Below are 24391 nucleotides of genomic sequence, written 5' to 3'. Positions count from 1 at the left end.
TACGGCTTGAGCCGCGCCATTTGCTCGTCCGTCAGCCAGTACAGGTCGCTCACATTCGGTCTCCTTGCGGAGCCTGAATCACATCGCGCCTCTCACATCAATGGGTCCTGACCCTAACAACTGTGTTGAGGCTGAAGGTCTGGGTCTTCACCCAGATGGTCGGGCGCGCCGACTTTACGCTGGAGCCAACTGCCTTGAAGACATAAAGATAGAATCCATTGTCAATAAGATCTTGAACAGTGCTTTGAGACATTTCAATTGAAACGGAATAGTCGGTCATAAAATCCTCCTCTTCATCGACATCGATGCAAATGCGACCCGATGAGAATTTTTGTGCGCCTTTCTCGCTTGATGCGATATCGGTGAATATTGAACAGCGATCTGCGGCGGGCGCAGTGCTATTACTATTCTTGAGAGGAGTCGATGTTGCGTTTGTGTCGTTGAAGTAAATCTTGGTCTATTATGGAGTGTTATCCATCCAGAGCGGAAGTGTTTTATCCGGAAACGGCTTGGGCAGCGTGGGCCGTTTGCACCCGCGCTGGGACGAAATTCGGGTAGGTGATGGCCATCGGCGCGATATTGTCGATCGCGACGGGCCGCCCGGCGGCCGCCGCCGCGACGGTCATTTTCCTCGCGATGCTGCCGGGCCGTCGACGGGAATGATCATGCCGCCCGTCTCCGCAACCGGAACAGTCCGAACAGCGAAACCAGGATCCAGAAGATCTGCAACGAAAGCGAGGGCACGTTGACTTTGATCGAGAGCGAAATGGCGAGCAGCACTGATCCTGCAATGTTCAGCAAAAAATACAGCGCGTCGGGGCGCACCGGTCTGTAGCTGAGATAAAGATAGGCGCCCGCGATCACGAACAGCCCAGCAAAGCCGGCAATATTGGCGACAAGGGGCATTTCCATCCGGGCAATCTCGGTCAAGCGGGAGCGGGCCGCGAGTGTAGCGACGCCCGCATATCTTTCGCAATGCTCAGGCTGTCAGCGAATCGAGCGTCGCGAAGAAATTCGGGTAGCTGGTCGCAACCGGCTCAACATCGTCGATCGCGACCGGCTTTTCAGCTGCCAGCGCGGCGACCGTCATGCTCATCGCGATGCGGTGGTCGAGCTTCGAGGCGACGGCGCCATTACCCCGAAGCGGTGCGCCCGCCGACCCCTGGATGGCGAGGCCGTCCTCAAATTCCTCGGTTACGACGCCGCACGCTTCCAGCGCGGTACGCATGGTGGCGATGCGGTCCGATTCCTTGACGCGCAGCTCGTGCGCGCCGCGCGCCACGGTGCGCCCCTCGGCCAGTGCGGCGGCGACGAACAGCACCGGATATTCGTCGATCATGCTCGGCGCGAGATCGGCCGGCACTTCGATCGCCTTGAGCGGCGCATGGCGAACGACGAGGTCGGCAACCGGCTCGCCGCCGACGGTGCGGGCGTTGGTTTCGGCAATGTCCGCGCCCATCAGCCGCAGCGCGGTGATCAGGCCGGTGCGCGTCGGGTTCATGCAGACATTGGCGATGGTGATTTCCGATCCCGGCACGATCGACGCCGCGACCATCCAGAACCCGGCGGAAGAGGGGTCGCCCGGCACGATGATATGCTGCGGCTTCAGCTCCGCCTCGCCGGTAATTGAAATGATCTTGCCCTCCGGCCCGTCTTCCACGGTCAGTTCGGCGCCGAAGCCGCGTAGCATCCGCTCGCTATGGTCGCGGGTCGGGACCGGCTCGATCACGCGCGTGATGCCGGGGGTGTTGAGCCCGGCGAGCAGAATCGCTGACTTTACCTGCGCCGAGGCGACCGGTAGCGTGTACGTGATCGGCACCGCCGGACAGAGCCCGCGCACCATCAGTGGCAGGCGGCCGCCGGGGCTGGCGGTGATTTCCGCGCCCATCTGGCTCAGCGGCTCGATCACGCGGCCCATCGGCCGGCCCGACAGCGATGCGTCGCCGACAAAGCTGGTGGTGATGCCATGGCTGGCGACCAGCCCCATCAGCAGCCGCGTCGAGGTGCCCGAATTGCCCATGTCGAGCGCCTGCTCCGGCTGGAGCAACCCGCCGACGCCCACGCCGTGGACGCGCCACACGCCATCCTGCCCACGTTCCACCCGCGCGCCCATCGCCCGCATCGCGGCAGCGGTGGCGAGCACATCCTCTCCTTCCAGCAGCCCCTCGATCCGGCTTTCGCCCACCGCCAGCGCCGAAAACATGATGGCGCGGTGGCTGATCGACTTGTCGCCGGGAACGGTAACGGTACCGCGCAGCGGACCGCGCGCGGAGAGGCTGAGGGGGCGGGGAGAAGCATTCGACATGGGCGCGGCTTTGACAGGCGGCTTGCGGCATGGCAAGGCGCCCCCCACTTTCGGGATCAATTCCCGCAACTCCCGAATATTCGAAAGGTTAAAGAGGCAACACATGGTGAAGCCGGAATGGGGCACCAAGCGCAGCTGCCCGAAGTGCGGTACGCGCTTTTATGATCTGACCAAGGACGAGCCCGTCACCTGCATCAATTGCGGTTTCGCCTGGGAACCCGAACCGATCCTGAAGTCGAAGCAGCCGCTGCCGTTCGAGGCAGTGAAGGCCGACAGCGCCAAGGATGAAGTGGAAGACGCGGATCTGGTCGGCGACGAGGATCTGGACATCGGTGCAGACGACGAGGAACCCTCGCCGGACGATGACGTCGATCTGGGCGGCGACGACGATCTTGGCGTCGAAACCGGCGGCGACGACGACGAACAGTAACGTTCGCGAAAAATTTTGGCAGGGGCGCAAAACCGCCCTTGCCAACCCGGCGAGGCCCTTCTAAAGGGCTCGCCTCCCAAGGGAAATGGGGCCGTAGCTCAGCTGGGAGAGCGTCGCAATGGCATTGCGAAGGTCAGGGGTTCGATCCCCCTCGGCTCCACCATTTCCCGATCCGGTGCAGCGGGCCTGACGGCCGCCGCCGACCCTTACGCCACGAACAACCCGATTGCTGCCGCGGCCATCAGCGCGGTTGCGCCCCAGCCCAGCACCAGCAATGCGGGGGGGGCGGTGAAGCGGCCCATGCGCGCGCGTTTCTGGACCACGATCATCATCGCGATCATGATCGGCACGGCGACGACGCCGTTGATCACCGCGCTCCAGAACAGCGCCTTGATCGGATCGAGCGGTGACCAGTCGATCGCGATTCCGACCAGCGTGGACAGGGTGATCACCGAATAGAAGCCCACCGCTTCCCACGGCTTGTGCTCCAGTCCGCATTCCCAGCCATGCGCCTCTGCCACGGCATAGGCGGCGGAGCCGGCGAGCACCGGCACTGCCAGCAGGCCTGTGCCGATAATGCCCAGGCTGAACAGCAGGAACGCGAACTGACCGGCCAGCGGCTGCAGTGCCCGTGCCGCATCGGCTGCGGTGTCGATATTGGTCTTGCCGCTGGCGTGGAGCGTCGCAGCGGTGGCGATGATGATAGCCAGCGCGACCAGGTTGGAAAAGGCCATGCCCAGCAGCGTATCCAGCCGCATCCGCCGGAATTCGCGCGGCGCCTGGGCGGGCGCGTCGATCAGAGGTCTGGCGCCGGCATGGGCGCCGATGTCTTCGACTTCCTGCGCGCTCTGCCAGAAGAAGAGATAGGGGCTGATCGTCGTGCCGAACAGCGCGACGATGGTGGTGATCGCGGCGCGCCCTTCGATATGCGGCACGAAAAGACCGATCGTGATGGCGCGCCAGTCGAGCTTCACCATCAGCAGCACCGCGACATAGGCGAACAGTACCAGCGTCAGCCATTTCAGGAACTGGGCATAGCGGCGATAGGGGACGAACAGTTGCAGCAGCAGCGATCCGGCAGCGAGCAGAACGGTGAAGAAATGGCCGCCGAATCCCAGCGTCAGTTCCGCCGCATCGCCCATCGCCGCCAGGTCGGCGCCGATATTGATGGTGTTGGCGATCAGCAGCAGCAGGACGAGCAGCGTCACCACCGGCCGCCACAGCACTTCGCCCATATTCTTGGCGAGGCCGGCACCGGTCACCCTGCCGATCTGCGCGCTGACAAGCTGTACCGCGCACATCAGCGGATAGGTGAGCACCATCGTCCAGAGCAGGCCAAAGCCGAACTGCGCGCCCGCCTGCGAATAGGTAGCGATTCCGCTGGGGTCGTCATCCGCTGCGCCGGTGACGAGCCCGGGGCCCAGTTGTTCGATCAGCGCGATCGAGCGAATGCGGTTGCGCAGCTTCATGTGCCATTCGTACGCGAGTATAAGGACTTAGGCGAGCGTGTTGCGCAGCCTCATTCCGCGCCGCATCGGTGCGACCATCTCCCGGCGTCACGCCAGAGCCCAGGAGCGACTCCAGCGTGCGCCGGGTGACGGCGCGTGGATGCGGCGCAGTGCGCGGATGAGGCCGTATCAACCGCCTGGATCAGTTGGTCAGGCGCGCCGTCGACACAGCCTTCTGGAACAGTACCCCCAGCGCGGTGGAGATATTGTCGTTGGTCGTCACCTGATAGAACAGGCCCGGCGATGCGCAGGCCTGCAGCGCCGGTGTGATCGTGTCGGTCGGCGACAGATAGGGTTGCTGGACGTTTGCGATCGACCAGCTATCGGATGCCGATGCCGGCAGATACTGCGTGTTCAGGATGGCGATGCGGATGCCGCGATTCTTGATCGTGGTGCAGGCTGCAGTCGGAATCGGCCCCATCACGCGCGAGCCGTTGTAGAGTTCGTCGCGCATCCCGTCGGTGATGATGAACAGCATTGCCTGCGGCGTGTCGCCGGGATTGTTGGTACCTTTGCCCGGCGTGAGCGGCATGATGCCTGACACACCGCTGAATGCCGTAGTGAAGTTGGTGCCCGTGTCGTTATCGTTGGTGTTGCAGACGCGCTGGTTGTTGCGGCAATAGGCGAGCACCTGCGCCTTACCGACATTGTTGCTGACATTGGTCAGGTTGCTGTCGACATAATAGCCGTTGTTGGCGCTGGTCGGCCAGAGCTGGCGGAACATATAGTCGAAATCGGACAGTCCCATCCGGTAGACCGCCTTGTTGTTCTGCGCGGTCGATGCGGCAAGGCTGGTCAGATCCTGCACCGCAGTCTGCACCAGATCGGTGCGCAGCGTGATGTTGTTGCTGCGCGCGACCTGATAATAATCCTGCCACTGCCCGTTCACATAGCTTGTGTTGCCGGGGTCGTATTGCGTCGTGCTGGTCTGGTGGCAGGCAAAGGCGCAGCCGTTGGTCGCACTGGTCATGGTGCTCAGGCCCGAACTGGTCGCCGGCAGCAGCATCGACGGCGACGTGTCGATCATGATGTAGAAATCGATGTTCGGCGCGATTGCGGCGGTGGCGGTCGACGAGCCATGGATCGGCAGCGTCGACATGCCGAGAATGCCGCCAAAGGCAGTCTTGACGCTCGCCTGATAGGTCACCGTGGCGGTGCGGCTGTAGCTGGCGGTGGTCGAGGCGCTGGCGGTCGAGCAGTTGGTGGTGGTGCTACTGCTGGTGCTGGCGCTGTCCGTCACCGAAATGCTGAGCTGCGTCGTGTCGTTCGCGTTGAAGACCAGTCCGTCCAGCCCGCTGGTCTGGCCGATGAACATCGTCTTTGCTGCGGCGCAGGCGGTGATGCTCGACTGGTTCATCATCGGCTGGTTGACTGCGGCCAGCGCTGCGGCATCGGCGGCGGCGTTCAGTCGTGTCTGCACCCGCATGGCGCGGCCATAATCGATAGCCATTGCGCCGGCGAATGTGACCGGAACCATCGACAGCGCAATCACCATCAGCACATTGCCGCGCCGGTCGCGGCACAGGCGGCGCATCAGCCGGCTTGCCCGCATTGTCATCTGCCCGATCATGACAGGGGTATCGAAGGTGAGAGCCGGGGGCTCATATAGATGGTGTCGCCCAGCGTCAGCGGGCCGACGACGCCGAACGTTACCGCCGGCACATAGGCATAGCGTACTTCGGACACGATCAGATAGGCTCCCTTGGTCACTACCGATGCGGGTGCGGGGAAGGTCGTCCCGGCTACGCGGGCGGTGCCGTTGGCGGACTGGCTCCAAACTACCGTCGTCGCGCCGTTATTGTCGGTATAGATCTCCGAAACCGTGATGACGGCGTTGGACGAACTGAACGGATAGAGAATCTGCGACGAGGCGTTGAGGATGTTCGACACCACCTGCGAGGTGACGCTCTGATATTGCGAGGTAAGGTCCGCGACCGCGCGGGTAGTGATGGTGACCTTGCGCGCGCAGGATACGGCGTCGCTGATCTGGTAGGTGCCCAGATAGAGCAGCACTAGCACCGGCACCGCCAGCGCAAATTCGACCGCCGAGGCGCCGCGCGCGTTGCGCCACAGTCGCCGCATCGCGCGCATCAATAGGGCTCCGTCTTGGCGACGGACGTCGCAACCAGTAGCCGCTGGCCGTTGCCGAGGTTGGAGAAATTCAGACCCAGCGGGCCGCTCGGCACCGGCCAGATATACATAAGGCGAATGATGACGATGTCGCCGCTCCCGCCCGGGGTATAATTGAAGCTGTTGTTCACCTTGCCGGTGCTGTCGAACGTGATCTGCGGCGTGGCGGTGTTGACCGCAGAGAACGAACTGGCGGTCTGCACGTCCACGAACAGGTTGGCGCAGTTCATGTAGGAAGGCAGTGCGGCGCACGCGGTCTGCTGGAACTGCGCGGCGGTCAGGCTGCTGGCCTGTGCCCGACCGGTCAGCACCATGCGCGCAGTCTTTTCCGTCGCGGTCTGGAGTGCGGAACTGGTGAAATAGATCAGGCAGGTCTCGACGATCGCGAACAGCAGCGCGAACAGCATCGGGGCGACAAAGGCGAATTCCAGTGCGACCGAGGCGCGTCGGTCGTCCCGCAGGCGCACCAGCGGCCATATTTCAAGCGCAAGCAGGGGGGATACGCGCCACGACATGGGAACGTCGTACCCGGACATGCTTACGAAAGCGTGAAGAGATCCCTGCGCCGGTGGCGCATGAAAGCCTTTTCTATCCCCCGATCAAGGCTCGTTTGAAATTCAGAGATGTGACGAATAGTGTAATATAATGAAGAAAAGGTTTCCCTGAATTTCGGCATGATAATGATATCTTCCAAATAACGAAAGTTGCTGTGCCTCGGATATGCCGTGACCTGTCCTGAGGGCGGCGTTGCGGATTTTGTTTCGGCGCCGAAAGAAACGCTATGCGTGCAAAATGCTGCGCGCTCCTCACCTTACGCGCAAGTAAACAGGGTGCGCCGCCCGCGGCGGCGCTGGAGAAGGAACATGTGCAACAAATCGCATCGGGCGCGGCGCCGCGCGCCGCTGGATGTAGGCGCCTGGATCGCAGCCTTGCTGGCGCTCAGCCCGCTGGCCGCGCTGGCCTATGTATTGGAGGTGGCCGGGTTCGGCATCGCTTGAGCCCGGCAGCGGGGGCACCTAAGGCGTTTCGGGGCGCCCAGCCCAGACCCGCAACCACCAGAGAGTGCCGCGCCGATGTCCCAGTCCGCTTATCCCGAAACCCGCCGCGACGATGTGGTGGAGGAACATTTCGGCCTGCGCGTGGCCGATCCGTATCGTTGGCTCGAAGCCGATGTACGGCACGATCCGGCGGTGGCCGATTGGGTGGCGGCGGAGAACCGCGTCACAGACGCCTATCTCGCCACGCTGCCCGGCCGCGACGCCTTCAAGGCCCGGATTCGCGAACTGTTTGATTATGAGCGCTTCGGCCTGCCTGAACGGAAGGGCGGCCGCCATTTCTATGCCCATAATAGCGGCTTGCAGAACCAGGCGGTGCTGTTTGTACGCGAAGATCTGAACGGCGCGGGGCGCGTGCTGATCGATCCCAATGGCTGGTCGCAGGACGGCGCAACCGCGCTCGCCGAATGGCTGCCCAGCGAGGACGGGACGCTGCTGGCCTATTCGGTTCAGGATGGCGGCACCGACTGGCGGACGATCCGGGTGCTCGATGTCGCGACCGGCCAGGAAACGGGCGACGTGGTGAGCTGGGCCAAGTTCACCATGGGCGTTGCATGGGCGCATGATGGCAGCGGCTTCTTCTATTCGCGCTATCCGGAGCCGCCGGCGGATGCCAAGTTCCAGGCGCTCAACGAGGATCACCGCGTCTATTTCCACGCGCTCGGCACGCCGCAATCGGCCGACCGGCTGGTCTATGAAACGCCGGCCACGCCGAAGCAGAGCCACTATGCCGCCATCACCGACGATGGCCGCTATCTGATTATCAGCACCAGCGAGGGCACGGACAACAAGAACCTCGTCCACATCATCGACTTGGCCGATCCGGCATGGCAGGCGAAAACGGTGATCGGCACACTGGCGCACGAATGGTCGACGATCGGCAATGTCGGCACCAAATTCTGGTTCGCCACGGACGATGGCGCGCCGCGCCAGCGCATCGTCACCATCGATCTGGCCGATCCCGCGCTTGCCGTGGCAGAAGTGGTCCCCGAGCAGCAGGAAACGCTGGCCGGAGCGTCGATCGTCGGCGACCGGCTGATCCTCAGCTACATGGTCGACGCCGCGACGGCGGTGCGCCGCTACCAGCTGGACGGTACGCCGGACGGAAGCGTGGCGCTGCCCGGCATCGGCACCGCCAGCGGGTTCGGCGGTCACCCGCAGGAGAGCGAAACCTTCTTCGCCTTCACCAGCTTCAACTACCCGACCACCATTTTCCGTTACGATGTGGAGAGCGGCAAGGCGGAGCCCTGGGCGCAGCCCAAGGTGGCTTTCGAGCCGAAGGACTATGCCGTCGAGCATCATTTCTATGCCTCGAAGGACGGCACGCAGGTGCCGATGTTCATCGTCCGCAAGAACAGCGTCACCGGGGCCGCGCCGACGATCCTCTATGGCTATGGCGGGTTCAACATTCCCGTGACGCCCAGCTTCTCGGCATCCCGGCTGGCCTGGCTGGAACAGGGCGGGGTGTTCGTTGTCGCCAATATTCGCGGGGGCGGCGAATATGGCAAGGCGTGGCACGATGGCGGACGGCTCGCCAACAAGCAGAATAGCTTCGACGATTTCATCGCAGCGGGCGAATATCTGATTGCCGAGGGCATTACCGGCAAGGACCAGCTGGCCATCCAGGGTGGGTCGAATGGCGGCCTGCTCGTCGGTGCCGTTACCAACCAGCGCCCCGATCTGTTCGCGGCCGCCCTGCCGGCTGTGGGCGTGATGGACATGACGCGGTTCGACCGGTTCACGGCCGGCCGCTATTGGGTCGATGACTATGGCTATCCGTCGGAGGAAGCGGATTTCCGGCGCCTCCATGCCTATTCGCCCTACCACAATATCCGGAGCGGCGTGGCATATCCGGCGATTCTGGTGAGCACGGCCGATACGGACGATCGCGTCGTGCCGGGCCACAGCTTCAAATACGCTGCCGCTCTCCAGCATGCGGAGATTGGTGACAAGCCGCACCTGATCCGCATCGAGACGCGCGCCGGCCATGGTTCGGGCAAGCCGACGGACAAGGTGATCGAGGAAGCGGCTGACCTGTGGGCCTTTGCGGCGCAGTGGACCGGGCTGGCGATCCGCTGAGACCGGCGGTGCCGGCACCGGGGATGCACCCCGGCGCCGGCAGCCAGATCAGAAGGTCGTCCAGTCGTCGGCGCTGCCGACGCTTTCCGTCACGGGCAGTGCTGTAACCTTGGTTGCAACGCGTGGCTTGACGGGCGCAAAGCTGCGCGGAGACACGATGCTTACGGTGCTGCGGCCGATGTTGAAACGGCCTGCCTGTTCGGCGAGCGTCGCGACTTCGGAGTTCAGCGTGCGTGCCGCTGCCGAGGTTTCCTCGACCATTGCCGCATTCTGCTGGGTGGCGTGGTCCATCGAACCGATCGCCGTCGAAATCTGCGTCACGGCGGTCGCCTGCGCCTGGTTGTCCGCAGCGATGCCGCCCAGCAGCGAGTGGACCTCGCCCACGTCGCCGGTGATGTTGGCCAGTGCGCCGTCGACACGCTGCACCATGTCCACTGCCGCGCCGATATCGCTCTGCGTCGCAGTCAGCTGATCGCGTGCGCGGCCGGCTTCTTCTTCCGCCCGCATCGCGAGGGCCGAGACGAGGTCGGCGACGACGGCAAAGCCGCGTCCCGCTTCGCCCGCACGTCCGGCTTCCACCGCAGCGTTCATGGCAAGCACGCGAGTCTGGAAGGCGATCTTGTCGAGTCCCTCGATCACGCTGTCGATGCCCTTGGCGCTTTCCGACACGCGGGCCATCGCCTGCATCGCTTCGTCGGCGATCGATCGGCCGCCCGACACGGTACTGATTGCACCGTCGGCACGTTCCAGCGTGCTCTGGGCGGCCATGGCGGTCGCGCGCAGACGCTGGTCCATCTGGGTGATGGCGGCCGAGGTTTCTTCCAGGCTTGCGGCATTCGCCTCGGTGCGGCGGGCCAGGTCTTCCGAAGCCTGGGCGATTTCGCCCGCGCCGGTACGGATGGCGTTGGTGGATTCGACTGCTGCCCCGATCAGGTTGCGCAGGCCCGAAATCGCTTCGTTGAAGTTGTTCCGCAAGCCGGCATAGGCGGGCGGGAATTCCGCGGCGATTTCCACCGTCAGGTCGCCCGTGGCAACCCGGCCGAGATTCTCGGAAATCGTGCTGGTCACGAAATTCTGGTCTTCCTGGGCCTTGGCCGCTTCGGCATCGGCGCGCTGCTTGTCTCGGGCATTTTCACGGAACACGAGCATCGCCTTGGCCATCTCGCCTACCTCGTCCTGGCGTTCCGTGGCCGGCACGTCGACCTGCGTATTGCCTTCGGCCAGCTTCGTCATTGCACCGGTCATGCCCACCAGCGGTCGGACGATAGCGCGCGAGAGCAGCCAGGCCATGGCAGCGGCGATGGCGGCGGCACCGACAGCGCCCAAAATGACGGCGGTCATGGCGTTATTCTTCGCGCTTGCGATTTCGACAAGCTGTTCTGCCATCACCTCGCGCTGGCGCTTCGCGATTTCGGCCGAGATCGCGCGGACCTTGGGAAGCTGCTTGCGGCCGGAGATTTCCTGCGCCTTGGCGCGGGTTGCCGGGTTGCGCGCGAGCTCAATCAGTTCGGCGAAGCGGCGGTTGTTGAGATCTTCCACCTCGGCGCGCAGTGCACGCAGCCGCTCGACCTGGTCCGGCTTGCGGGTATCGTGCTCGAAGCTGTTGGCGGCATTCTTAAATGCCTCAACATTCTGCTGATATTCGGCGAGCAGTTCCTCACGACCGAGCATCGCAAAGCCGCGCAGCGCATTTTCCTGCTGGATGATTGCGCCCAGCATGGCTTCGCCTTCCTGGGCGACGTGAATGCTGTTGGCATTGGCCTCCGAAAGCGTCGCCAGCTTGGTGAGGCAAGCATAGGTGTAGCTACCGGAGAGCAGCACGATGAGGATGACGGCGGCAAATGCGGCGATCATCTTTCCGGACAGTTTGAGGCGGTTAATTGCCGACATTGGGAATGCCCTTGTGGTGCGAAGGTGGAGTTTCAGAGGACGATCTGCGTCCGCACGGCGAAGGTGTAGCCGCGGTCAGGCCGCGTACCGGGCACGCTGGTGTCGGGCCGCAGCCGCCAGGCGGTGCCGTTGACCATCACGCGCATCATGTCGTTCAGGTACCAGTTGATGCCGCCGGTGAAGGCGGAGCCTGCATCGCGCAGCCCGTCGGTGCGGAAGCGGACGATCTCGTACCGGGTGGTGAGTTCGATTTCGCCGGCGCCGCCTTCGAACACGGGGTGCTTCACCGACGGGCGGCCGAAGCCGCCGGTCGCTGCGGTGTAGTAGGGCGTTCCTCCGGTGACGAACCAGCCGGCGGAAAGGCTGGCGGCATTGCTGCGGGCATCGGTCTGGCTGTTGCGGGTGGTGGAGCGCCATCCGGCTTCGCCCATCACCCAAACCGGCCCGGCAACGCCACCCGCTTCCACGCCGGTGCCGGTGTCGCTCTTGGCGTTCAGCAGGGGGCGTGGCTGCAAAACCGTGAAGGCGTTGAGGCCGTGCGCTACATTGGCGCCCGGCGTCAGCGCGCGCGGGGCGCCAGAAAGCTGCTCATCATAGATCCAGCCCCCCAGATGGATAGTGCCGCGCGGGTCGCGAATCGGATTCCAGTGGGCACGCGCCAGCATCGTGCGGCCATCGCTCAGCGCGCGGCGGGCATTGATGTCGTCGCCGGTGATCGAGGCGGAGACATGCCAGCCATTGCCGAGCAAGCGCGCCTGCGTGCCCAGGCCGAAGCCGCCGCGTTCCGGGGCGATAACGCTCGCGACGAAGTTCGCCTCCAGGAACGGTAGCGCCTCGCCGCCCGAGCTGCCTTCGACACCGCGGTCGTTCTGCAGGCTCCCGACCAGTAGGTCCGCACCAACCCCGGCTACATGCCCGCGCCAGCCGGCATAGGCCCACAGGATCTGCGCCGATCCGTTCGCCAGTTCGGTTTCGAACTGATAGACGAGATGGTCGCCAACATTGCCCGCAAATCCGAGATGCGCGGCCCGCACCCCCGTCTTGGTGATGTTGCTGCGGTCGTCCCGCGCGCCGGTGGTGGTCGATGCGTCGATCTGGAGCTGGGCCAGCGGGCGGAACGTGAAGCGGCCGTCCTCCGACACGAATACGGGCGAGCCGCCGCGCCATTCGATGCGACCCGCCTGCTGCTGCGGAACGGCAGGCGCGGGCGCCTTTTCCGGTTCCGCGACGGCGGGGGGCGATGGAAGCGTTGGCGCGGGCGTTTCGGGGGCCGTTGCGGCAAGCAGAATCGTGCACAGCGAAGAAGGAATCATCAGGCCATCCTCAGGAGGGAAAAAATACCCGCTTGAAACTGAGCGGACACATTCCGGATTATTATAGGATCAATTCCATTACGGGTGCGGTTGCCTGCAAATTCGTTGGAATGTCGGGCTGATCGGGCGTGATCCTGCGGAAGGAGCGCCTGCGAATATGGCGTGGCCCTTTGACAGGCCGGTGCTGGCTCCCTATCGGCCGGCCATGACGCTCCAGCACACCGACTCCATCCTGATCGTCGATTTCGGCAGCCAGGTGACCCAGCTGATCGCGCGCCGTGTCCGCGAAGCCGGGGTCTATTCCGAGATCGCCCCCTTCACCACCGCCGCCGAGGCTTTTGCCCGGATGCAGCCCAAGGGCGTGATCCTTTCCGGTTCGCCCGCCTCGGTGCTCGATGAAGGCAGCCCGCGCGTGCCCCAGGTGATCTTCGACAGTGGCCTGCCGGTGCTGGGCATTTGCTATGGCGAGCAGGTGATGATGCACCAGCTTGGCGGCGAAGTGGTGCAGGGCGACAGCGGGGAGTTCGGCCGCGCCTTTATCGAGATCGCCGATGGCTGCGCGCTGTTCGACGGGCTGTGGCAGACCGGCGAAAGCCATCAGGTGTGGATGAGCCACGGCGACAAGGTTGCGGCGCTGGCCCCGGGCTTCCGTCCGGTCGCGGCAAGCCCCGGCGCGCCCTATGCAGTCATCGCCAATGACGAGCGCCGCTATTATGCGATGCAGTTCCACCCGGAAGTGGTCCACACGCCCGATGGCGCGAAGCTGCTCGCCAATTTCGTTCGGCACGTGTGCGGCCTGTCGGGCGACTGGACCATGGCCGAATTCCGCGCCGCCAAGATTGCCGAGATCCGCGCGCAGGTGGGCGACGGCAAGGTGATCTGCGGCCTGTCAGGCGGTGTCGACTCTGCGGTTGCGGCGGTACTGATCCACGAGGCGATCGGCGACCAGCTGACCTGCGTGTTCGTCGATCACGGCCTGATGCGGGCCGGCGAGGCGGACCAGGTGGTGAGCCTGTTCCGCGGCCATTACAACATCCCGCTCGTCCATGTGAACGCGGAGACGCTGTTCCTGAACGGGCTGGTGGGTGTCACGGATCCCGAGGCGAAGCGCAAGTTCATCGGCAAGACCTTCATCGACGTGTTCGAGGAAGAGGCCCGCAAGATCGGCGGCGCCGATTTCCTGGCGCAGGGTACGCTCTATCCCGACGTGATCGAGAGCGTGAGCTTCACCGGCGGACCGTCGGTGACGATCAAGAGCCACCACAATGTCGGCGGCCTGCCGGCGCGCATGAACATGAAGCTGGTCGAGCCGCTGCGTGAACTGTTCAAGGACGAAGTCCGGGCGCTGGGCCGCGAACTGGGCCTGCCGGAGATTTTCGTCGGCCGGCATCCGTTCCCGGGGCCGGGCCTTGCGATCCGCATTCCGGGCGAAGTTACCAAGGAACGCTGCGACATCCTGCGCAAGGCCGATGCGATCTATCTGGAGGAAATCCGCAACGCCGGTCTCTACGACGCGATCTGGCAGGCGTTCGCTGTTTTGACGCCGGTGCGCAGCGTGGGCGTGATGGGCGACGGCCGCACCTATGACAGTGTGCTGGCGCTGCGTGCCGTTACGTCGATCGACGGCATGACAGCCGAGGCTTTCGAGTTCCCCGGCGGCTTCCTGCCGCGCGTGGCGACGCGGATCGTCAACGAAGTGCGCGGGGTCAACCGCGTAGTCTATGACTATACCTCGAAGCCGCCCGGCACGATCGAGTGGGAGTGAGCCGGCGCAACCGGCAAATATCAGGACAGCAACTTTGCCGGCACACCCAGCGCCGGTCCGGCTTCGGCAAGCCGCTGGTCCAATGTATGCACTGTTGCGCCATTTTCCGAGGCGACGGCTAGATGCAGGGCGTCACCGGCCCGAAGCCCCAGTACGTACTGATCGGCAAAACTCGCGGCCGTGCGGAACTGCCCGCCCGTCACGGGCAGCTTGGTGAAGCTCTCGGATACCAGCTTGTTGAACATGGAGAGGGCTGCCGCGCGCTCCTCAAGGGTAATCTGACCGGTTCGCAGCTTGATTGCCATTGCCGACGACATCTCCGTGACGGACCAGTCGCTAATCAGCAACTGGTCAGGATACTGCTCAGCCAACCATGTTTGAACACGCGGTGTCATTGCTTCGCTGGAGAGCGCAGCAACGATCAGCGACGTATCGAGATACAGCATCAGTAGCGATCGCCATCCCGCATTGACCGCACGAGCTCTGCCGCGCTCTGAGACTGTGGCTGCATCGTTGCTGTGAGCGTCTGAAGCAGGGCTGCATCGACCGGTTTGCGTGCTCTCGCCACGGCAGTGAGCTGCGCCACGGGCTTGCCGCGCCGGGTTATGTCGATCGAATCACCTGCCTCCACGCGGTCTACAAGTTCGCTAAGGCGCGCTTTGGCATCTGCCAGATTGATCGCGTCCATTTTGCCACGCTCCTGACCATGTAGATGGTCATATAGGATGTGCGGTTAGAGATTTCCAGCGCTAGACCACCGCTTCCTTCCGTCGTGATGGCAAAGGACGTGAGAGTCACCTTAGCACGTCGCCTGATGCCGGGAAATATGGTTTGATCCGGGCCCTTGCGCGGCTGTGCCCGACGGGCGCAACACCGTGTCGTTGCGGGCGCGATTCGGCATCTGTGTCGGCCGCTGTCCCCGCGGGATGACGAAAGGGTCGACAGTGGAGCGCCTCAGGCAACGCTATAGCGGTATCGCGATCCTGCTGCACTGGGCGCTTGCCCTGCTGCTGTTGTTCCAGCTCGGCCTGGGCTGGGCGCTGGAGGATCTGCCCAAGTCCACCGTGTTCGCCGCCTTTCAGTTTCACAAATCGGTGGGCATCCTGATTTTGGTGCTCTCGCTCGCGCGGTTGCTCGTGCGTATTGCAGTGCCCCGGCCGGCGCCCGTTGAGGGGCATCCTGCAGTCAAACTGCTGGTCGCGGCGGTGCATGCGCTGCTGTACGTCGTGATGATCGTCGGCCCGATCAGCGGCTGGATCCTGGTCTCCACGGCGAAGATCAAACTCCCGACCCTGTTGTTCGGCCTGGTGCCGCTGCCGCATCTGCCGGTAAGCCACGCACTGCACGAGCCGGCCGAGACGATCCATGGCCTGATCGGGTGGCTGCTTGCCGGGTTGGTCGTGCTCCATGTTGCGGGCGCGCTGCGCCACCATCTGATGCGCGACGATGTGATCGGCCGGATGATGCCGGCGGCGGTCGGTCGCCGTCCAGCCCTGACCGTGGCGGCCCTGGTCGCGCTCGCTGCCTGTGTCGGCGCCTTTCTGGCAGGCTCGTGGCGCTATCAGACGCATGTTCCGGCGCCCGTGCCAGTGCCGACGACGTCCACGCCGAATGCGACGGCTGCTCTTGCAGTCCCCGCCGCCTTGCCTTCAACCGCTGGTACAGCGAGCCCGACGCCTGCGGCATCCTCCTCGCCGACGCCAGCGGCGACCGATGCGGCGGTGCCGGTCCGCAGCTGGAAGGTGCAGCCGGGCGGTACGCTGGGTTTCCAGGTCCAGTATAGCGGCGAGACGATCCACGGCCATTTCGGGCAATGGACCGCCGATATCCAGTTCAGCCCGGACGACCTGGCGCATTCGCGGATCGCGGTGGACGTGGATCTCGCGTCGGTCGCGAGCGGCGATGACGAACGCGACACTACGCTGAAGGGCGATGATTTCTTCGCGGTCGCGGCGCATCCCCATGCCCGTTTCACCGCGACCCGGATTCGGCGGCAGGGCGCGGGCTATGTTGCCGACGGCACGCTGGCGCTAAACGGCGTAACGCGGGCGATGCCGGTCAGCTTCAAGCTGGCGATCGACGGCGACCATGCCCAGGCAAGCGGCGCCGCCACGGTGAAGCGGCTCGCCTTCGGCGTCGGCAAGGGCCAATGGAGCGACCCGAGCACCATCCCCGACGCAGTCGCGGTCAGCTTCCGTTTCGCGGCGCTGGCGAAGTGACGGCTGACCGGGCTCCACCCGAACCACTGGCTGCACCTCGGGGTAGGGCATGATGAGCTTGCTTGACGGCCTTGAGGGCAGGTTAAAAGCGCTTGCGAACAAGCCATTTAGCCAGCGGCATTGGCGCCAGCGCGGTCGCAACCGACCAGCATGTGATCATCGTTCGCCGCGTGATCGGCTCGAAGTCTGCGCGAAAGAAGGCTGCCAGCGCATCATAGAGGACGCGCATCCTGCTATCTCCGGTCAGCGGATGGCGCTCCGGCGCCATCCGCAGGGAAGCGGCGCGTAGTTGCAGCAGATGTTTGCCGCGAAACAGCATCGACCTGTCCGGCGCGGGCAGGCCCCGGACGGCGCACACATCGCGGATGACCTCCCACCGCCGGATCGCCCGTTGCACTTCGCGCCCGAAGACGTTGGCTGTGGCACCCATATTGCTGTCGTTCGCACCGTGGATGCGGTAGCGCACCAGGGGTTTCGGCACAGTAATGACATCTCCGAGCAAAGGTGCTGCTGCTATGCAGGTGCTGTCGGTAAAATTGTCTCGTTCCGGTCCGATCGGAAATATTTCATCGAGATATGTACGCGAATAGGCGTTTCCTGATCCGGGAGGTGATGGATATTCTCCCCCCTGCAGCAGCCATTTGCGAATATTTAGGGGGGTGAGATTGCGGTGTATGACTGGAAGAATGCGGCCGAGTGACCGTTCATGTTCATCCACTTTGGCCATCAGCACCTGCACCTTGCTCGCGCCCGGTTGCCAAGCGGCGGCCACCTCGCGCGCCATTGCGGGTTCCAGTACGTCGTCCGCGTCGAGGAAAATGACGATTTCGCCGGAAGATGCCAAAAAACCGGCGTTATTTGCAGCGCGCTGTCCGGCGTTGGCCTGGAACAGGGCAACGATCGCGTCGCCATAGGATTCTATGATCGTACGCGAATCATCGGTGGATCCGTCATCGACCACGATGACTTCCGTGCGGGCGCCTTCCTGGGCCAGCGCGCTGTCGATCGCCCGCGGCAAATATTTCGCGTAATTGTAATTCGCGATGATTATACTCACGAGCATATTCGACGACACCGATGTTATCTCCCGCCCGCGCTGCTATAGCCGCCTGGCTGACGCTCGACGAGGCTAAAACTGTACCGGCTAAAGCTGATGAGACGCCGCTTTCAGTCAGTTTTGACGTCAATCAAGTGCTTGGTTGTCATGCAAATATTGGAATGGAAGGCCGACGGTTCTGCAAGCTAACGAAAAAGACAAGATCGCGATCATCGTTGCCAGCGCCGGCCGTCCCTTAGAACTGGGCCGTTGGGTCGACCACGTTGCACGCCAAAGTCTGCCACCTGTGGAGATGATCTGGTCAGTCCCCTCCGTGGAGGATCTGCCGCCTGGCGCGCAAGATCGTGCCGAAATCGGACTGCGGATTATCGTTGCGCTAAAAGGATCTTGCGCCCAGCGTAACGCGGCCTTGAACGCCATTGAGTCACAGCCAACCATCATTGCCTTTTTCGATGACGACTATGTACCAACAGCGGGATGCCTGGCCGGGATTTCTGCGTCGTTCGCCGCCATTCCAGACGCAGTTGGGCTGAGCGGCCACTTGATTGCAGATGGCATCCATACCTCCGGAATCGACCTGGAAGCTGCCACTGCAATGATCGGCGCGTATGAGCGCGAAGCGGCCCAGCCAAGTTTCGCATTCCGCCCGGCTGGAGGGCTTTATGGATGCAACATGGCATTTCGCTGGGCGGACATACGGCATCATCGTTTCGACGAGCGCTTGCCGCTTTATGGATGGCAGGAGGACTGGGATTTTTCCGCACGGGTCGCGTCCGGCCGACCAATCGGTATGACCGATGGCTTCGCGGGCGTTCATATGGGTACCAAGCGCGGGCGAACGAGCGGGCGTAAGCTCGGCTACTCGCAGATCGCCAATCCGCTGTATCTTTATCGGAAGGGCACCATGGACCTGCAAAAGGCCGTGACGCTGATGAGCCGCAATCTGATCGCAAACCACGTCCGGATGTTTCGCCCGGAACCTTGGGTCGATCGACGGGGGCGCGCTGTCGGCAACTGGACTGCGATACGCGACCTGTGCCTCGGACGGGTCCGCCCCGAACGCGCTGCCTCCCTTCGCTGACGGAACCAGGCAAGCTGCCTTGTCCGAATAGATAAATTCGAGCGCTCGTTCCGTCAGGTTCCGGTTCTCGATTCGCCCGAAGAAGCGGGCTGACCGGGCTCTACCCGAACTACTGGCTGCACCTCGGGATAGGGCATGATAAGCTTGCCCGAGGGGGCTGCGGTAAAGGTCGTCTGGGTGGGGTAGGGGATCGTGATCCCCTCCTCGGCAAAGCGGCGCAGGATGCCGGTGACGATGCGGTCGCGCGTCGGGTGGGCGACGTTCCAGTCGGCGGTGCTCACCTCGGCGATCAGCTCATAGTCGAGCGCGCTGGCGCCGAAGCCCGAAAAGCCGTTGCGCACTGCGGTCGCGCCGTTCGCCTCGACGATTTCCTGCAGTATCGCGGGCAGGCGATCGAGCAGGTCGGGCGCCGTTTCATAGGCCACACCGATCTTGAACGGCAGGCGGATGCGGTGCCGGTCGGTGAGGTTCTGGATTTCCTTGTCGAGCAGCTGGCGGTTCGAGATGATGTGCAACTCGCCGTCGAACGCGCGGATGCGGGTGGATTTCAGCCCGATACCTTCGACCGTGCCGCTGGTCTGGTCGAACTTGATATTGTCGCCGACGCGGAACGGCCGGTCGAACAGGATCGACAGCGCTGCAATGAGGTCGCCGAAAATGCCCTGCGCGGCCAGACCGATGGCGATGCCGCCGACGCCAAGGCCGGCGATGAGGCCGGTCACGTTCACGCCCACATTGCTGAGCACCATCACCAGCGCGACCGCAAAGAGGGCGATCGAAATCAGCAGCCGGATAATATGGATCGCGCTCGACAGGCTCTCGCTGGCATTGTCGCCGCGCGTGCGGTGCTCGATGAGGCCGAACAGCACTTCGCGTACCCACACGGCCGCCTGAAACGCGCTGGCGACGGTGAACAGGAAGGTCACCGTCTTGTCGAGCAGCGCCGGGGTCTGGGCGTAGTTCACCACCAGCCGGATCGCGAGCATGACGATGAAGAAATTGCCGGTCCGCGCAATGGTGCGGCCGAAGATGGTGTACCAGTTGGTGCTGCCCGTATCGCTGCGCTGGCACAGCCGCATTCCCCAGGAGCGCAGCGTATGGAGCACCAGCATGATCCCGGCTGCGATGGCGGCCGCGATTAGGATGCTGGGCCAATGCTCGGTGATCCATTCGGGCGCGACCCCGAAAAATCCGGCGAGCTGGCGTTCGAGATGGGTAGGCGATGCTTTGGTGACGTTGAGCATGAGGTCCGGTTCAGGCTGCCTGGGCTGGTAGCGCGGCCGGATCGCTTTCCAGAAAGGCGATGAGTCCGCGTTCGTACCGGTCGAGGTACCGCGTCGTGCGCGGCAGACGCAAGCCGGCATGAAACGCAGTCTGCGCATCGCGGTCGCGCGCCAGCTCGATCAGGCGCGGATGGACATAGGATTTGCGGGCGATGGCCGGCGTGTTGCCCAATGCCTCGGTGACAGGTGCAAGCAGCGCCTTGAGCCCGACGGGGCCGGGCGCTTCCGCCAGCGTGCGGAAGGCAATGGCGCTCGCGCCCCAGGTGCGGAAGTGCTTGGCGGTGAAGTCGCCGCCCATTGCCGCGCGGATATAGGCATTGACGTCGCCCGATGCGACCGGGTGCGCCTCGCCTGCATCGTCGACCCAGCGGAACAGATGCTGGCCGGGCAGATCCTGGCATCGCTTGACGAAGCGGCTGAGCGACCGGTCGGTGATGGTCATCACCCTGAGCTTGCCGGATTTGGCGCGGAACTGCAGCTTCAGCGCGCTTCCACGCACCGTGGCGTGGCGCTTGCGCAGCGTGGTGGCGCCGAAACTCTTGTTCGCCTGTGCATAGGCTTCATTGCCGATGCGGATCGTCCCTAGATCGAGCAGGCGGACCACCGCCGCCACGGCTTTTGTCTTGCACAGTCCGCGCAACTGCAGGTCTGCCTCGACCCGACGGCGCAACCGCGGCAGCGCGTCGCCGAACGCGGCGCACCGATCATATTTCGCCGCTTCCTGCACCTCGCGAAATCCGGTGTGATAGCGATATTGCTTGCGGCCCTTGGCGTCATAGCCCGTCGCCTGGATATGGCCGGCGGGATCGGGGCAGAACCAGGCATTGGTATAGGCGGGGGGCAGGCCGATCGCGTTCATGCGGTCGATCTCTTCCCGGTCGGTGATGCGAGCACCCGCGGCATCGAAATAGCCCCAGCCGTGGCGCATCTTCCGCCGGGTGATTCCGGGTTCATGATCATCGACATAGACGATGTCGGGGCTGTCCATCGCACTTCCTTGCAGCGGTGGCGGGGAAATGCGCCGCCTGGCGCTTTCGTTCCGGAACAAGCGGGCGCGCGCGGGGGTTGGCGGCGTATATTCCAAAATCGGAAAGGATTGCCCCATGGCCCAGCTGGAAAATGCCCGCGTGCTGATGCTCGCAACCGACGGCTTCGAGGAATCGGAGCTGTTCGAGCCCCGTCAGGCGTTGCTCGACGCCGGTGCGCAGGTGACGCTCGCCTCGCTAAAGACCGATCCGATTATCGGAGAAAGCGGTGGAGAGAAGGGCAAGAGCATCACCCCCGACATCACCGTCGAACAGGTCGAGATCGAAGAGTATGACGCGCTGTTGCTGCCGGGCGGCGTCGGCAATCCCGACAAGCTGCGGATGAACCCCCGCGCGGTGGAAATCGCCCGCAGCTTTATGGATGGCGGGCGGCTGGTCGCGGCGATCTGCCATGCGCCGTGGCTGTTGGCCGAAGCCGATGTGGTGGCGGGGCGGCGGCTGACGAGCTGGCCTTCGATCCGCACCGATCTGGCCAATGCCGGCGCCGATGTGGTGGACGAGGAAGTAGTGACCGATCGCAATCTGATCACCAGCCGCAAGCCGGGCGACATTCCCGCCTTCAACCGCGCGGTGATTGCCGCGCTGGAGGAAGTGAGCGCGCCGGCCTGAACCGCAGCCGGTTGAACCACCGCTGCGCGGGGCGCTCTACGCCGTGGTAGAGCGCCACCGACGCGGCGGCGACGAGCAGCAGGTACAGCGCGACCAGCGGCCAGCCGATCTGCGCGGTTCGCACGACGGCCAGCTTGAACGCATACCAGACGAGAAAATGGCCGAGATAGGTCGCGTAGCTGATCTCGCCCAGATAATGGAGCGGCGCGGCCTCCAGCGGGTTGCCGCGTTTCCCCGCGCTCAGCGCCAGTGCCAGCAGCAGCGCGGCGAGCATCGCCGGCACGGCAAGGGTTTCGGGCAAGGCGCCGGCGGTCCAGCCCGCCAGCAGCATCGCAGCGGTCAGCGCCGCGAGTGCGGCGGGCAGGTGCCATCGATCCCGCCAGCGCTGCCACAGCGCGAAGATGGCGGTGCCGCTCGTGAATTCGATCAGGCAGCGCAGCACGCCCATGCCGGCAATATCCTGCCCGAGCTGCCAATAACCGCGCGCGGCAAAGGCGAGATGGAGCAGCACCAGCAGACCGGCAATCGCCGCCACCACTGCGGGCCAGGGCAGGCGGCGCCAGTCCACCGCCATGGTCAGCAGCGGAAAGAACAGATAGGCGGCGAGCTCGCAGGAGATGGACCAGGCCGGATCGTTCCAGCGGAGCGGATCGGCCCGGCCCCAATTTTGCACCAGCAGCAGATGGGCAGGCAGTTGCTCGAGCGGAAAGGCTGCAGCGTCCCGGCCCGTCGCCCAGAGTGCCGTCGCGAGCAGCAGCGCGAAGCTCAGCATGGTGACGTGCAGCGGCCAGATGCGCGCGATCCGGCGCTGGAAGAACATTGGCACCGCCGCCCAGCGTCCCTCGCGCAACCGCTCGCCATAACTGAGCGCAATGACGAAGCCGGAGAGGAGGAAGAAGAAATCGACGGCGAGATAGCCCTTCGCCAGGAAGGCCAGCACCTCCGGCGGCAGGCCGGCGATCGATCGCCGCAGGTGAAACAGCACGACGAACCATGCCGCCAGCCCGCGCGCCGCGGTGAGCGCGCGCAGTTCGGCCCGCGCGGTCATGCGGCCGCTGCCCGCGGCGCCCGCAACGGTCGCCAGCTTTGTGCCGCGCGCCGGCGCCCCGAATAGATGTCGAGGCCGATCTGCGCGCCGACCAGCATGTAGATGAAGGGCTGGAAGGCAATCGCGATGAACGCGGCGCCGAGTAGATAGACGATATGCGCATTCTGCAGCGCAGAGGCGAGCGCGCCCATCCAGGCCTCGTCCGGCGCGGGGTGCGCATAGCGGCGGCGCAGCACCTCCATGCGCACCAGCCCGGCGATGTTGATGAGCAGCCACAGCGCCAGGCCGGGATAGCCCTGTTCGCCCAGCATTTCGAAGTAAGCGCTGTGATAGGCGCGGGCCTTGTCCACCTCCAGCGTGCGTTCGATGCGCGTGCCGCCGCTGCCGTCGCTGACTGCGGATACCTTTTCGTAGCGGATCTGGTTCTGGCGATAGGCTTCGAATCCGCCGCCCATCGGATGGTCATGGGCATAGTCCATCGTCCATTGCCACACCGCCAGCCGGGTGGAGGCAGAGGCATCGCCCTGATAGGTCTTGATCGTTCCCATGCGCTCGGTGAAGGCGGCGGGCAGGAAGGGCACCGCGATCAGCCCCAGCGCGACGATGCCGCCGATATAGACGAACTTGCGCTTCGTATCGCGCAGCATCAGCATCGCCAGCAGGCCGATGCAAAGCAGCCCGGTGCGCGTCGAGGTGCCGACCGGGATCAGCAGGCAGGCGAAGATCAGCGGATAGGCAAAGGCCCGCACGCGCCAGTCGGGCCGGAAGATCGTGCCGAAGCGCGTGAACCACAGGATCAGCGGGATGATCGCGATCGCCACGGTGGAAATCGTGCTGCCCTCGTACAGACCCGAATTATTGTCGACCATCAGGTTCAGCTCGCCATAGCCGCCGCCCGAAAAGATGGTCTTGATCCCGCCGACGATGATGATCGAGCTGGCCGACAGCACCATGAAGAGCAGCAAAGCCTCGATCCGCAGCTTGGTGCGCAGGGTCAGCGGCAGGAACGCGGCGAAGGCGAGTGCCTTCCACACCCAGTCCCATTTGTCCTTTGCTTCCAGCGGGAAGTCCGCGTGGCTGGTGGTGAACCAGCAATAGGCGAGCAATGCGACGATCATCACCTGGCGGGGGGCCACGCGCAGGTCGCGCTTGTCGTCGAGCGCCGCCCAGCCGCCGACCGCCAGCGCCACCGCGATCATCGAGATCGGCAGCGAATTGAGCAGCAAATAGGTCAGCCGCTGGGGCGAGACGATGTCGATATAGGCATAGACGAGCACGAACAGGAACGGCCTGCGAAAACCCATGCCGAAAAACGCCAACAGAAACAGGATGAAGGCATAGTCACGCACCGGGCTTGCCCCAGCGTTGCTTCTTGGGCGCGGGCTTTTGCTCGTCGGGGCCGGGTTCGCGATCGAGGTCGGGGCGGCGCAGCAGCAGAAAGGCGGCGAGCAGCATCAGCCCATGGGTGAGCGCCAGCGATAGATTGTCGATCATGGCCCGGCCGGCGCTCCTTCCGGGGACGGGTCTAGCGCGGTGCGGTTGACGCGGCGTTAAGCCATCGGCGCGTAAGGAG

General features: G+C 64.1%; 25 protein-coding genes and 1 tRNA gene. 8 read left to right on the top strand and 18 right to left on the bottom strand.

Going from position 1 to position 24391, the window contains the following annotated elements; translation table 11 throughout:
* Window positions 1-97 precede the first annotated feature (97 nt).
* From ACT53M_RS15595 to aroA, 4 genes are all read right to left on the bottom strand, one after another.
* On the bottom strand, window positions 98-280 hold the full coding sequence (locus ACT53M_RS15595) for a hypothetical protein (RefSeq protein WP_476234504.1): 183 nt from the start codon (window positions 278-280) through the stop codon (window positions 98-100).
* A gap of 214 nt (window positions 281-494) precedes the next feature.
* Complete coding sequence (locus ACT53M_RS15590) at window positions 495-626, bottom strand: hypothetical protein (RefSeq protein WP_476234503.1); 132 nt, start codon at window positions 624-626, stop codon at window positions 495-497.
* Window positions 627-663: 37 nt separating this feature from the next.
* Window positions 664-930 carry a CBU_0592 family membrane protein gene (locus ACT53M_RS15585; protein WP_476234502.1) on the bottom strand — a complete coding sequence of 89 codons (267 nt, stop codon included), beginning with the start codon at window positions 928-930 and terminating at the stop codon, window positions 664-666.
* Window positions 931-979: 49 nt separating this feature from the next.
* Window positions 980-2305, bottom strand: coding sequence for a 3-phosphoshikimate 1-carboxyvinyltransferase (aroA, locus tag ACT53M_RS15580; protein WP_476234500.1), 1326 nt, complete (start codon window positions 2303-2305; stop codon window positions 980-982).
* A 103-nt stretch (window positions 2306-2408) separates the two neighbouring features.
* On the opposite strand from aroA, the gene ACT53M_RS15575 reads away from it, so the two are divergent.
* Complete coding sequence (locus ACT53M_RS15575; RefSeq protein ID WP_476234499.1) at window positions 2409-2735, top strand: TIGR02300 family protein; 327 nt, start codon at window positions 2409-2411, stop codon at window positions 2733-2735.
* Between the two features lie 87 nt (window positions 2736-2822).
* Window positions 2823-2898 (top strand) — tRNA-Ala (locus tag ACT53M_RS15570).
* A 43-nt stretch (window positions 2899-2941) separates the two neighbouring features.
* Here ACT53M_RS15570 and ACT53M_RS15565 read toward each other — a convergent pair.
* The 4 genes from ACT53M_RS15565 to ACT53M_RS15550 all read right to left on the bottom strand — a co-directional run bounded on the left by ACT53M_RS15565 (window position 2942) and on the right by ACT53M_RS15550 (window position 6840).
* Window positions 2942-4204 carry an NRAMP family divalent metal transporter gene (locus tag ACT53M_RS15565; protein WP_476234498.1) on the bottom strand — a complete coding sequence of 421 codons (1263 nt, stop codon included), beginning with the start codon at window positions 4202-4204 and terminating at the stop codon, window positions 2942-2944.
* Between the two features lie 181 nt (window positions 4205-4385).
* Window positions 4386-5801 carry a TadE/TadG family type IV pilus assembly protein gene (locus ACT53M_RS15560; RefSeq protein WP_476234496.1) on the bottom strand — a complete coding sequence of 472 codons (1416 nt, stop codon included), beginning with the start codon at window positions 5799-5801 and terminating at the stop codon, window positions 4386-4388.
* 8 nt (window positions 5802-5809) lie between these two features.
* Complete coding sequence (locus tag ACT53M_RS15555) at window positions 5810-6334, bottom strand: TadE/TadG family type IV pilus assembly protein (RefSeq protein ID WP_476234494.1); 525 nt, start codon at window positions 6332-6334, stop codon at window positions 5810-5812.
* A complete protein-coding gene (locus ACT53M_RS15550; RefSeq protein ID WP_476234492.1) occupies window positions 6334-6840 on the bottom strand; it encodes a TadE/TadG family type IV pilus assembly protein in 507 nt (168 codons plus the stop codon). The genes ACT53M_RS15555 and ACT53M_RS15550 overlap by 1 nt, the downstream gene beginning before the upstream one ends.
* A 396-nt stretch (window positions 6841-7236) precedes the next feature.
* On the opposite strand from ACT53M_RS15550, the gene ACT53M_RS15545 reads away from it, so the two are divergent.
* Together ACT53M_RS15545 and ACT53M_RS15540 are read left to right on the top strand one after the other, a co-directional pair.
* Window positions 7237-7371, top strand: a complete 135-nt coding sequence (locus ACT53M_RS15545; RefSeq protein WP_476234491.1) for a hypothetical protein — start codon at window positions 7237-7239, stop codon at window positions 7369-7371.
* A gap of 75 nt (window positions 7372-7446) precedes the next feature.
* Window positions 7447-9507: a prolyl oligopeptidase family serine peptidase gene (locus ACT53M_RS15540; RefSeq protein ID WP_476234490.1), complete on the top strand. Its 2061-nt coding sequence runs from the start codon at window positions 7447-7449 to the stop codon at window positions 9505-9507.
* Window positions 9508-9555: 48 nt separating this feature from the next.
* Here ACT53M_RS15540 and ACT53M_RS15535 read toward each other — a convergent pair whose 3' ends face one another.
* Both ACT53M_RS15535 and ACT53M_RS15530 read right to left on the bottom strand, forming a co-directional pair.
* A complete protein-coding gene (locus tag ACT53M_RS15535; protein ID WP_476234488.1) occupies window positions 9556-11361 on the bottom strand; it encodes a methyl-accepting chemotaxis protein in 1806 nt (601 codons plus the stop codon).
* Window positions 11362-11429: 68 nt separating this feature from the next.
* Window positions 11430-12710 (bottom strand): OprO/OprP family phosphate-selective porin, encoded by a 1281-nt coding sequence (locus ACT53M_RS15530; protein ID WP_476234486.1) that lies wholly within the window; start codon window positions 12708-12710, stop codon window positions 11430-11432.
* A 205-nt stretch (window positions 12711-12915) separates the two neighbouring features.
* Between ACT53M_RS15530 and guaA the strand changes: the two genes are divergently transcribed.
* Window positions 12916-14475, top strand: a complete 1560-nt coding sequence (gene guaA, locus ACT53M_RS15525) for a glutamine-hydrolyzing GMP synthase (protein WP_476234516.1) — start codon at window positions 12916-12918, stop codon at window positions 14473-14475.
* A 20-nt stretch (window positions 14476-14495) separates the two neighbouring features.
* Here guaA and ACT53M_RS15520 read toward each other — a convergent pair whose 3' ends face one another.
* Entirely contained in the window at window positions 14496-14921 is a 426-nt protein-coding gene (locus ACT53M_RS15520; protein ID WP_476234484.1) for a type II toxin-antitoxin system VapC family toxin, read from the bottom strand.
* Window positions 14921-15163 (bottom strand): type II toxin-antitoxin system Phd/YefM family antitoxin, encoded by a 243-nt coding sequence (locus ACT53M_RS15515; RefSeq protein WP_476234482.1) that lies wholly within the window; start codon window positions 15161-15163, stop codon window positions 14921-14923. The genes ACT53M_RS15520 and ACT53M_RS15515 overlap by 1 nt, the downstream gene beginning before the upstream one ends.
* A 238-nt stretch (window positions 15164-15401) precedes the next feature.
* Here ACT53M_RS15515 and ACT53M_RS15510 point away from each other — a divergent pair, with 238 nt between their 5' ends.
* Entirely contained in the window at window positions 15402-16694 is a 1293-nt protein-coding gene (locus tag ACT53M_RS15510) for a YceI family protein (RefSeq protein WP_476234481.1), read from the top strand.
* Between the two features lie 82 nt (window positions 16695-16776).
* On the opposite strand, the gene ACT53M_RS15505 is transcribed toward ACT53M_RS15510, so the two are convergent.
* Window positions 16777-17769, bottom strand: a complete 993-nt coding sequence (locus ACT53M_RS15505; RefSeq protein ID WP_476234479.1) for a glycosyltransferase family 2 protein — start codon at window positions 17767-17769, stop codon at window positions 16777-16779.
* A 295-nt stretch (window positions 17770-18064) separates the two neighbouring features.
* Here ACT53M_RS15505 and ACT53M_RS15500 point away from each other — a divergent pair, with 295 nt between their 5' ends.
* Complete coding sequence (locus ACT53M_RS15500; protein WP_476234477.1) at window positions 18065-18832, top strand: glycosyltransferase family 2 protein; 768 nt, start codon at window positions 18065-18067, stop codon at window positions 18830-18832.
* Between the two features lie 53 nt (window positions 18833-18885).
* Here ACT53M_RS15500 and ACT53M_RS15495 read toward each other — a convergent pair whose 3' ends face one another.
* Both ACT53M_RS15495 and ACT53M_RS15490 read right to left on the bottom strand, forming a co-directional pair.
* Window positions 18886-20076, bottom strand: coding sequence for a mechanosensitive ion channel family protein (locus ACT53M_RS15495; RefSeq protein ID WP_476234476.1), 1191 nt, complete (start codon window positions 20074-20076; stop codon window positions 18886-18888).
* A gap of 10 nt (window positions 20077-20086) precedes the next feature.
* On the bottom strand, window positions 20087-21103 hold the full coding sequence (locus ACT53M_RS15490) for a DNA topoisomerase IB (RefSeq protein WP_476234475.1): 1017 nt from the start codon (window positions 21101-21103) through the stop codon (window positions 20087-20089).
* A 115-nt stretch (window positions 21104-21218) separates the two neighbouring features.
* On the opposite strand from ACT53M_RS15490, the gene ACT53M_RS15485 reads away from it, so the two are divergent.
* Window positions 21219-21770, top strand: a complete 552-nt coding sequence (locus tag ACT53M_RS15485) for a type 1 glutamine amidotransferase domain-containing protein (protein WP_476234473.1) — start codon at window positions 21219-21221, stop codon at window positions 21768-21770.
* On the opposite strand, the gene ACT53M_RS15480 is transcribed toward ACT53M_RS15485, so the two are convergent.
* The 3 genes from ACT53M_RS15480 to ACT53M_RS15470 are packed head-to-tail and all read right to left on the bottom strand — an operon-like array spanning window position 21721 to window position 24312.
* On the bottom strand, window positions 21721-22818 hold the full coding sequence (locus tag ACT53M_RS15480) for an acyltransferase family protein (RefSeq protein ID WP_476234471.1): 1098 nt from the start codon (window positions 22816-22818) through the stop codon (window positions 21721-21723). The genes ACT53M_RS15485 and ACT53M_RS15480 overlap by 50 nt on opposite strands.
* Entirely contained in the window at window positions 22815-24167 is a 1353-nt protein-coding gene (locus tag ACT53M_RS15475) for a putative O-glycosylation ligase, exosortase A system-associated (RefSeq protein ID WP_476229441.1), read from the bottom strand. The genes ACT53M_RS15480 and ACT53M_RS15475 overlap by 4 nt, the downstream gene beginning before the upstream one ends.
* On the bottom strand, window positions 24160-24312 hold the full coding sequence (locus ACT53M_RS15470) for a hypothetical protein (protein ID WP_476234469.1): 153 nt from the start codon (window positions 24310-24312) through the stop codon (window positions 24160-24162). The genes ACT53M_RS15475 and ACT53M_RS15470 overlap by 8 nt, the downstream gene beginning before the upstream one ends.
* Window positions 24313-24391 lie beyond the last annotated feature (79 nt).

Source organism: Sphingomonas sp. DMC6 (assembly GCF_056314225.1).
This window is presented reverse-complemented; position numbering and strand designations above follow the sequence as displayed.

Bases quoted from the DNA above. Each gene is read 5' to 3' on its own strand.
- guaA (WP_476234516.1), top strand. From the start codon at position 12,916: ATGACGCTCCAGCACACCGACTCCATCCTGATCGTCGATTTCGGCAGC.
- ACT53M_RS15510 (WP_476234481.1), top strand. From the start codon at position 15,402: ATGACGAAAGGGTCGACAGTGGAGCGCCTCAGGCAACGCTATAGCGGT.
- ACT53M_RS15575 (WP_476234499.1), top strand. From the start codon at position 2,409: ATGGTGAAGCCGGAATGGGGCACCAAGCGCAGCTGCCCGAAGTGCGGT.
- ACT53M_RS15545 (WP_476234491.1), top strand. From the start codon at position 7,237: ATGTGCAACAAATCGCATCGGGCGCGGCGCCGCGCGCCGCTGGATGTA.
- ACT53M_RS15495 (WP_476234476.1), bottom strand. From the start codon at position 20,076: ATGCTCAACGTCACCAAAGCATCGCCTACCCATCTCGAACGCCAGCTC.
- ACT53M_RS15565 (WP_476234498.1), bottom strand. From the start codon at position 4,204: ATGAAGCTGCGCAACCGCATTCGCTCGATCGCGCTGATCGAACAACTG.
- ACT53M_RS15595 (WP_476234504.1), bottom strand. From the start codon at position 280: ATGACCGACTATTCCGTTTCAATTGAAATGTCTCAAAGCACTGTTCAA.
- ACT53M_RS15490 (WP_476234475.1), bottom strand. From the start codon at position 21,103: ATGGACAGCCCCGACATCGTCTATGTCGATGATCATGAACCCGGAATC.
- ACT53M_RS15540 (WP_476234490.1), top strand. From the start codon at position 7,447: ATGTCCCAGTCCGCTTATCCCGAAACCCGCCGCGACGATGTGGTGGAG.
- ACT53M_RS15515 (WP_476234482.1), bottom strand. From the start codon at position 15,163: ATGGACGCGATCAATCTGGCAGATGCCAAAGCGCGCCTTAGCGAACTT.
- aroA (WP_476234500.1), bottom strand. From the start codon at position 2,305: ATGTCGAATGCTTCTCCCCGCCCCCTCAGCCTCTCCGCGCGCGGTCCG.
- ACT53M_RS15485 (WP_476234473.1), top strand. From the start codon at position 21,219: ATGGCCCAGCTGGAAAATGCCCGCGTGCTGATGCTCGCAACCGACGGC.
- ACT53M_RS15480 (WP_476234471.1), bottom strand. From the start codon at position 22,818: ATGACCGCGCGGGCCGAACTGCGCGCGCTCACCGCGGCGCGCGGGCTG.
- ACT53M_RS15470 (WP_476234469.1), bottom strand. From the start codon at position 24,312: ATGATCGACAATCTATCGCTGGCGCTCACCCATGGGCTGATGCTGCTC.
- ACT53M_RS15535 (WP_476234488.1), bottom strand. From the start codon at position 11,361: ATGATCGCCGCATTTGCCGCCGTCATCCTCATCGTGCTGCTCTCCGGT.
- ACT53M_RS15520 (WP_476234484.1), bottom strand. From the start codon at position 14,921: ATGCTGTATCTCGATACGTCGCTGATCGTTGCTGCGCTCTCCAGCGAA.
- ACT53M_RS15555 (WP_476234494.1), bottom strand. From the start codon at position 6,334: ATGCGCGCGATGCGGCGACTGTGGCGCAACGCGCGCGGCGCCTCGGCG.
- ACT53M_RS15530 (WP_476234486.1), bottom strand. From the start codon at position 12,710: ATGATTCCTTCTTCGCTGTGCACGATTCTGCTTGCCGCAACGGCCCCC.
- ACT53M_RS15590 (WP_476234503.1), bottom strand. From the start codon at position 626: ATGACCGTCGCGGCGGCGGCCGCCGGGCGGCCCGTCGCGATCGACAAT.
- ACT53M_RS15560 (WP_476234496.1), bottom strand. From the start codon at position 5,801: ATGACAATGCGGGCAAGCCGGCTGATGCGCCGCCTGTGCCGCGACCGG.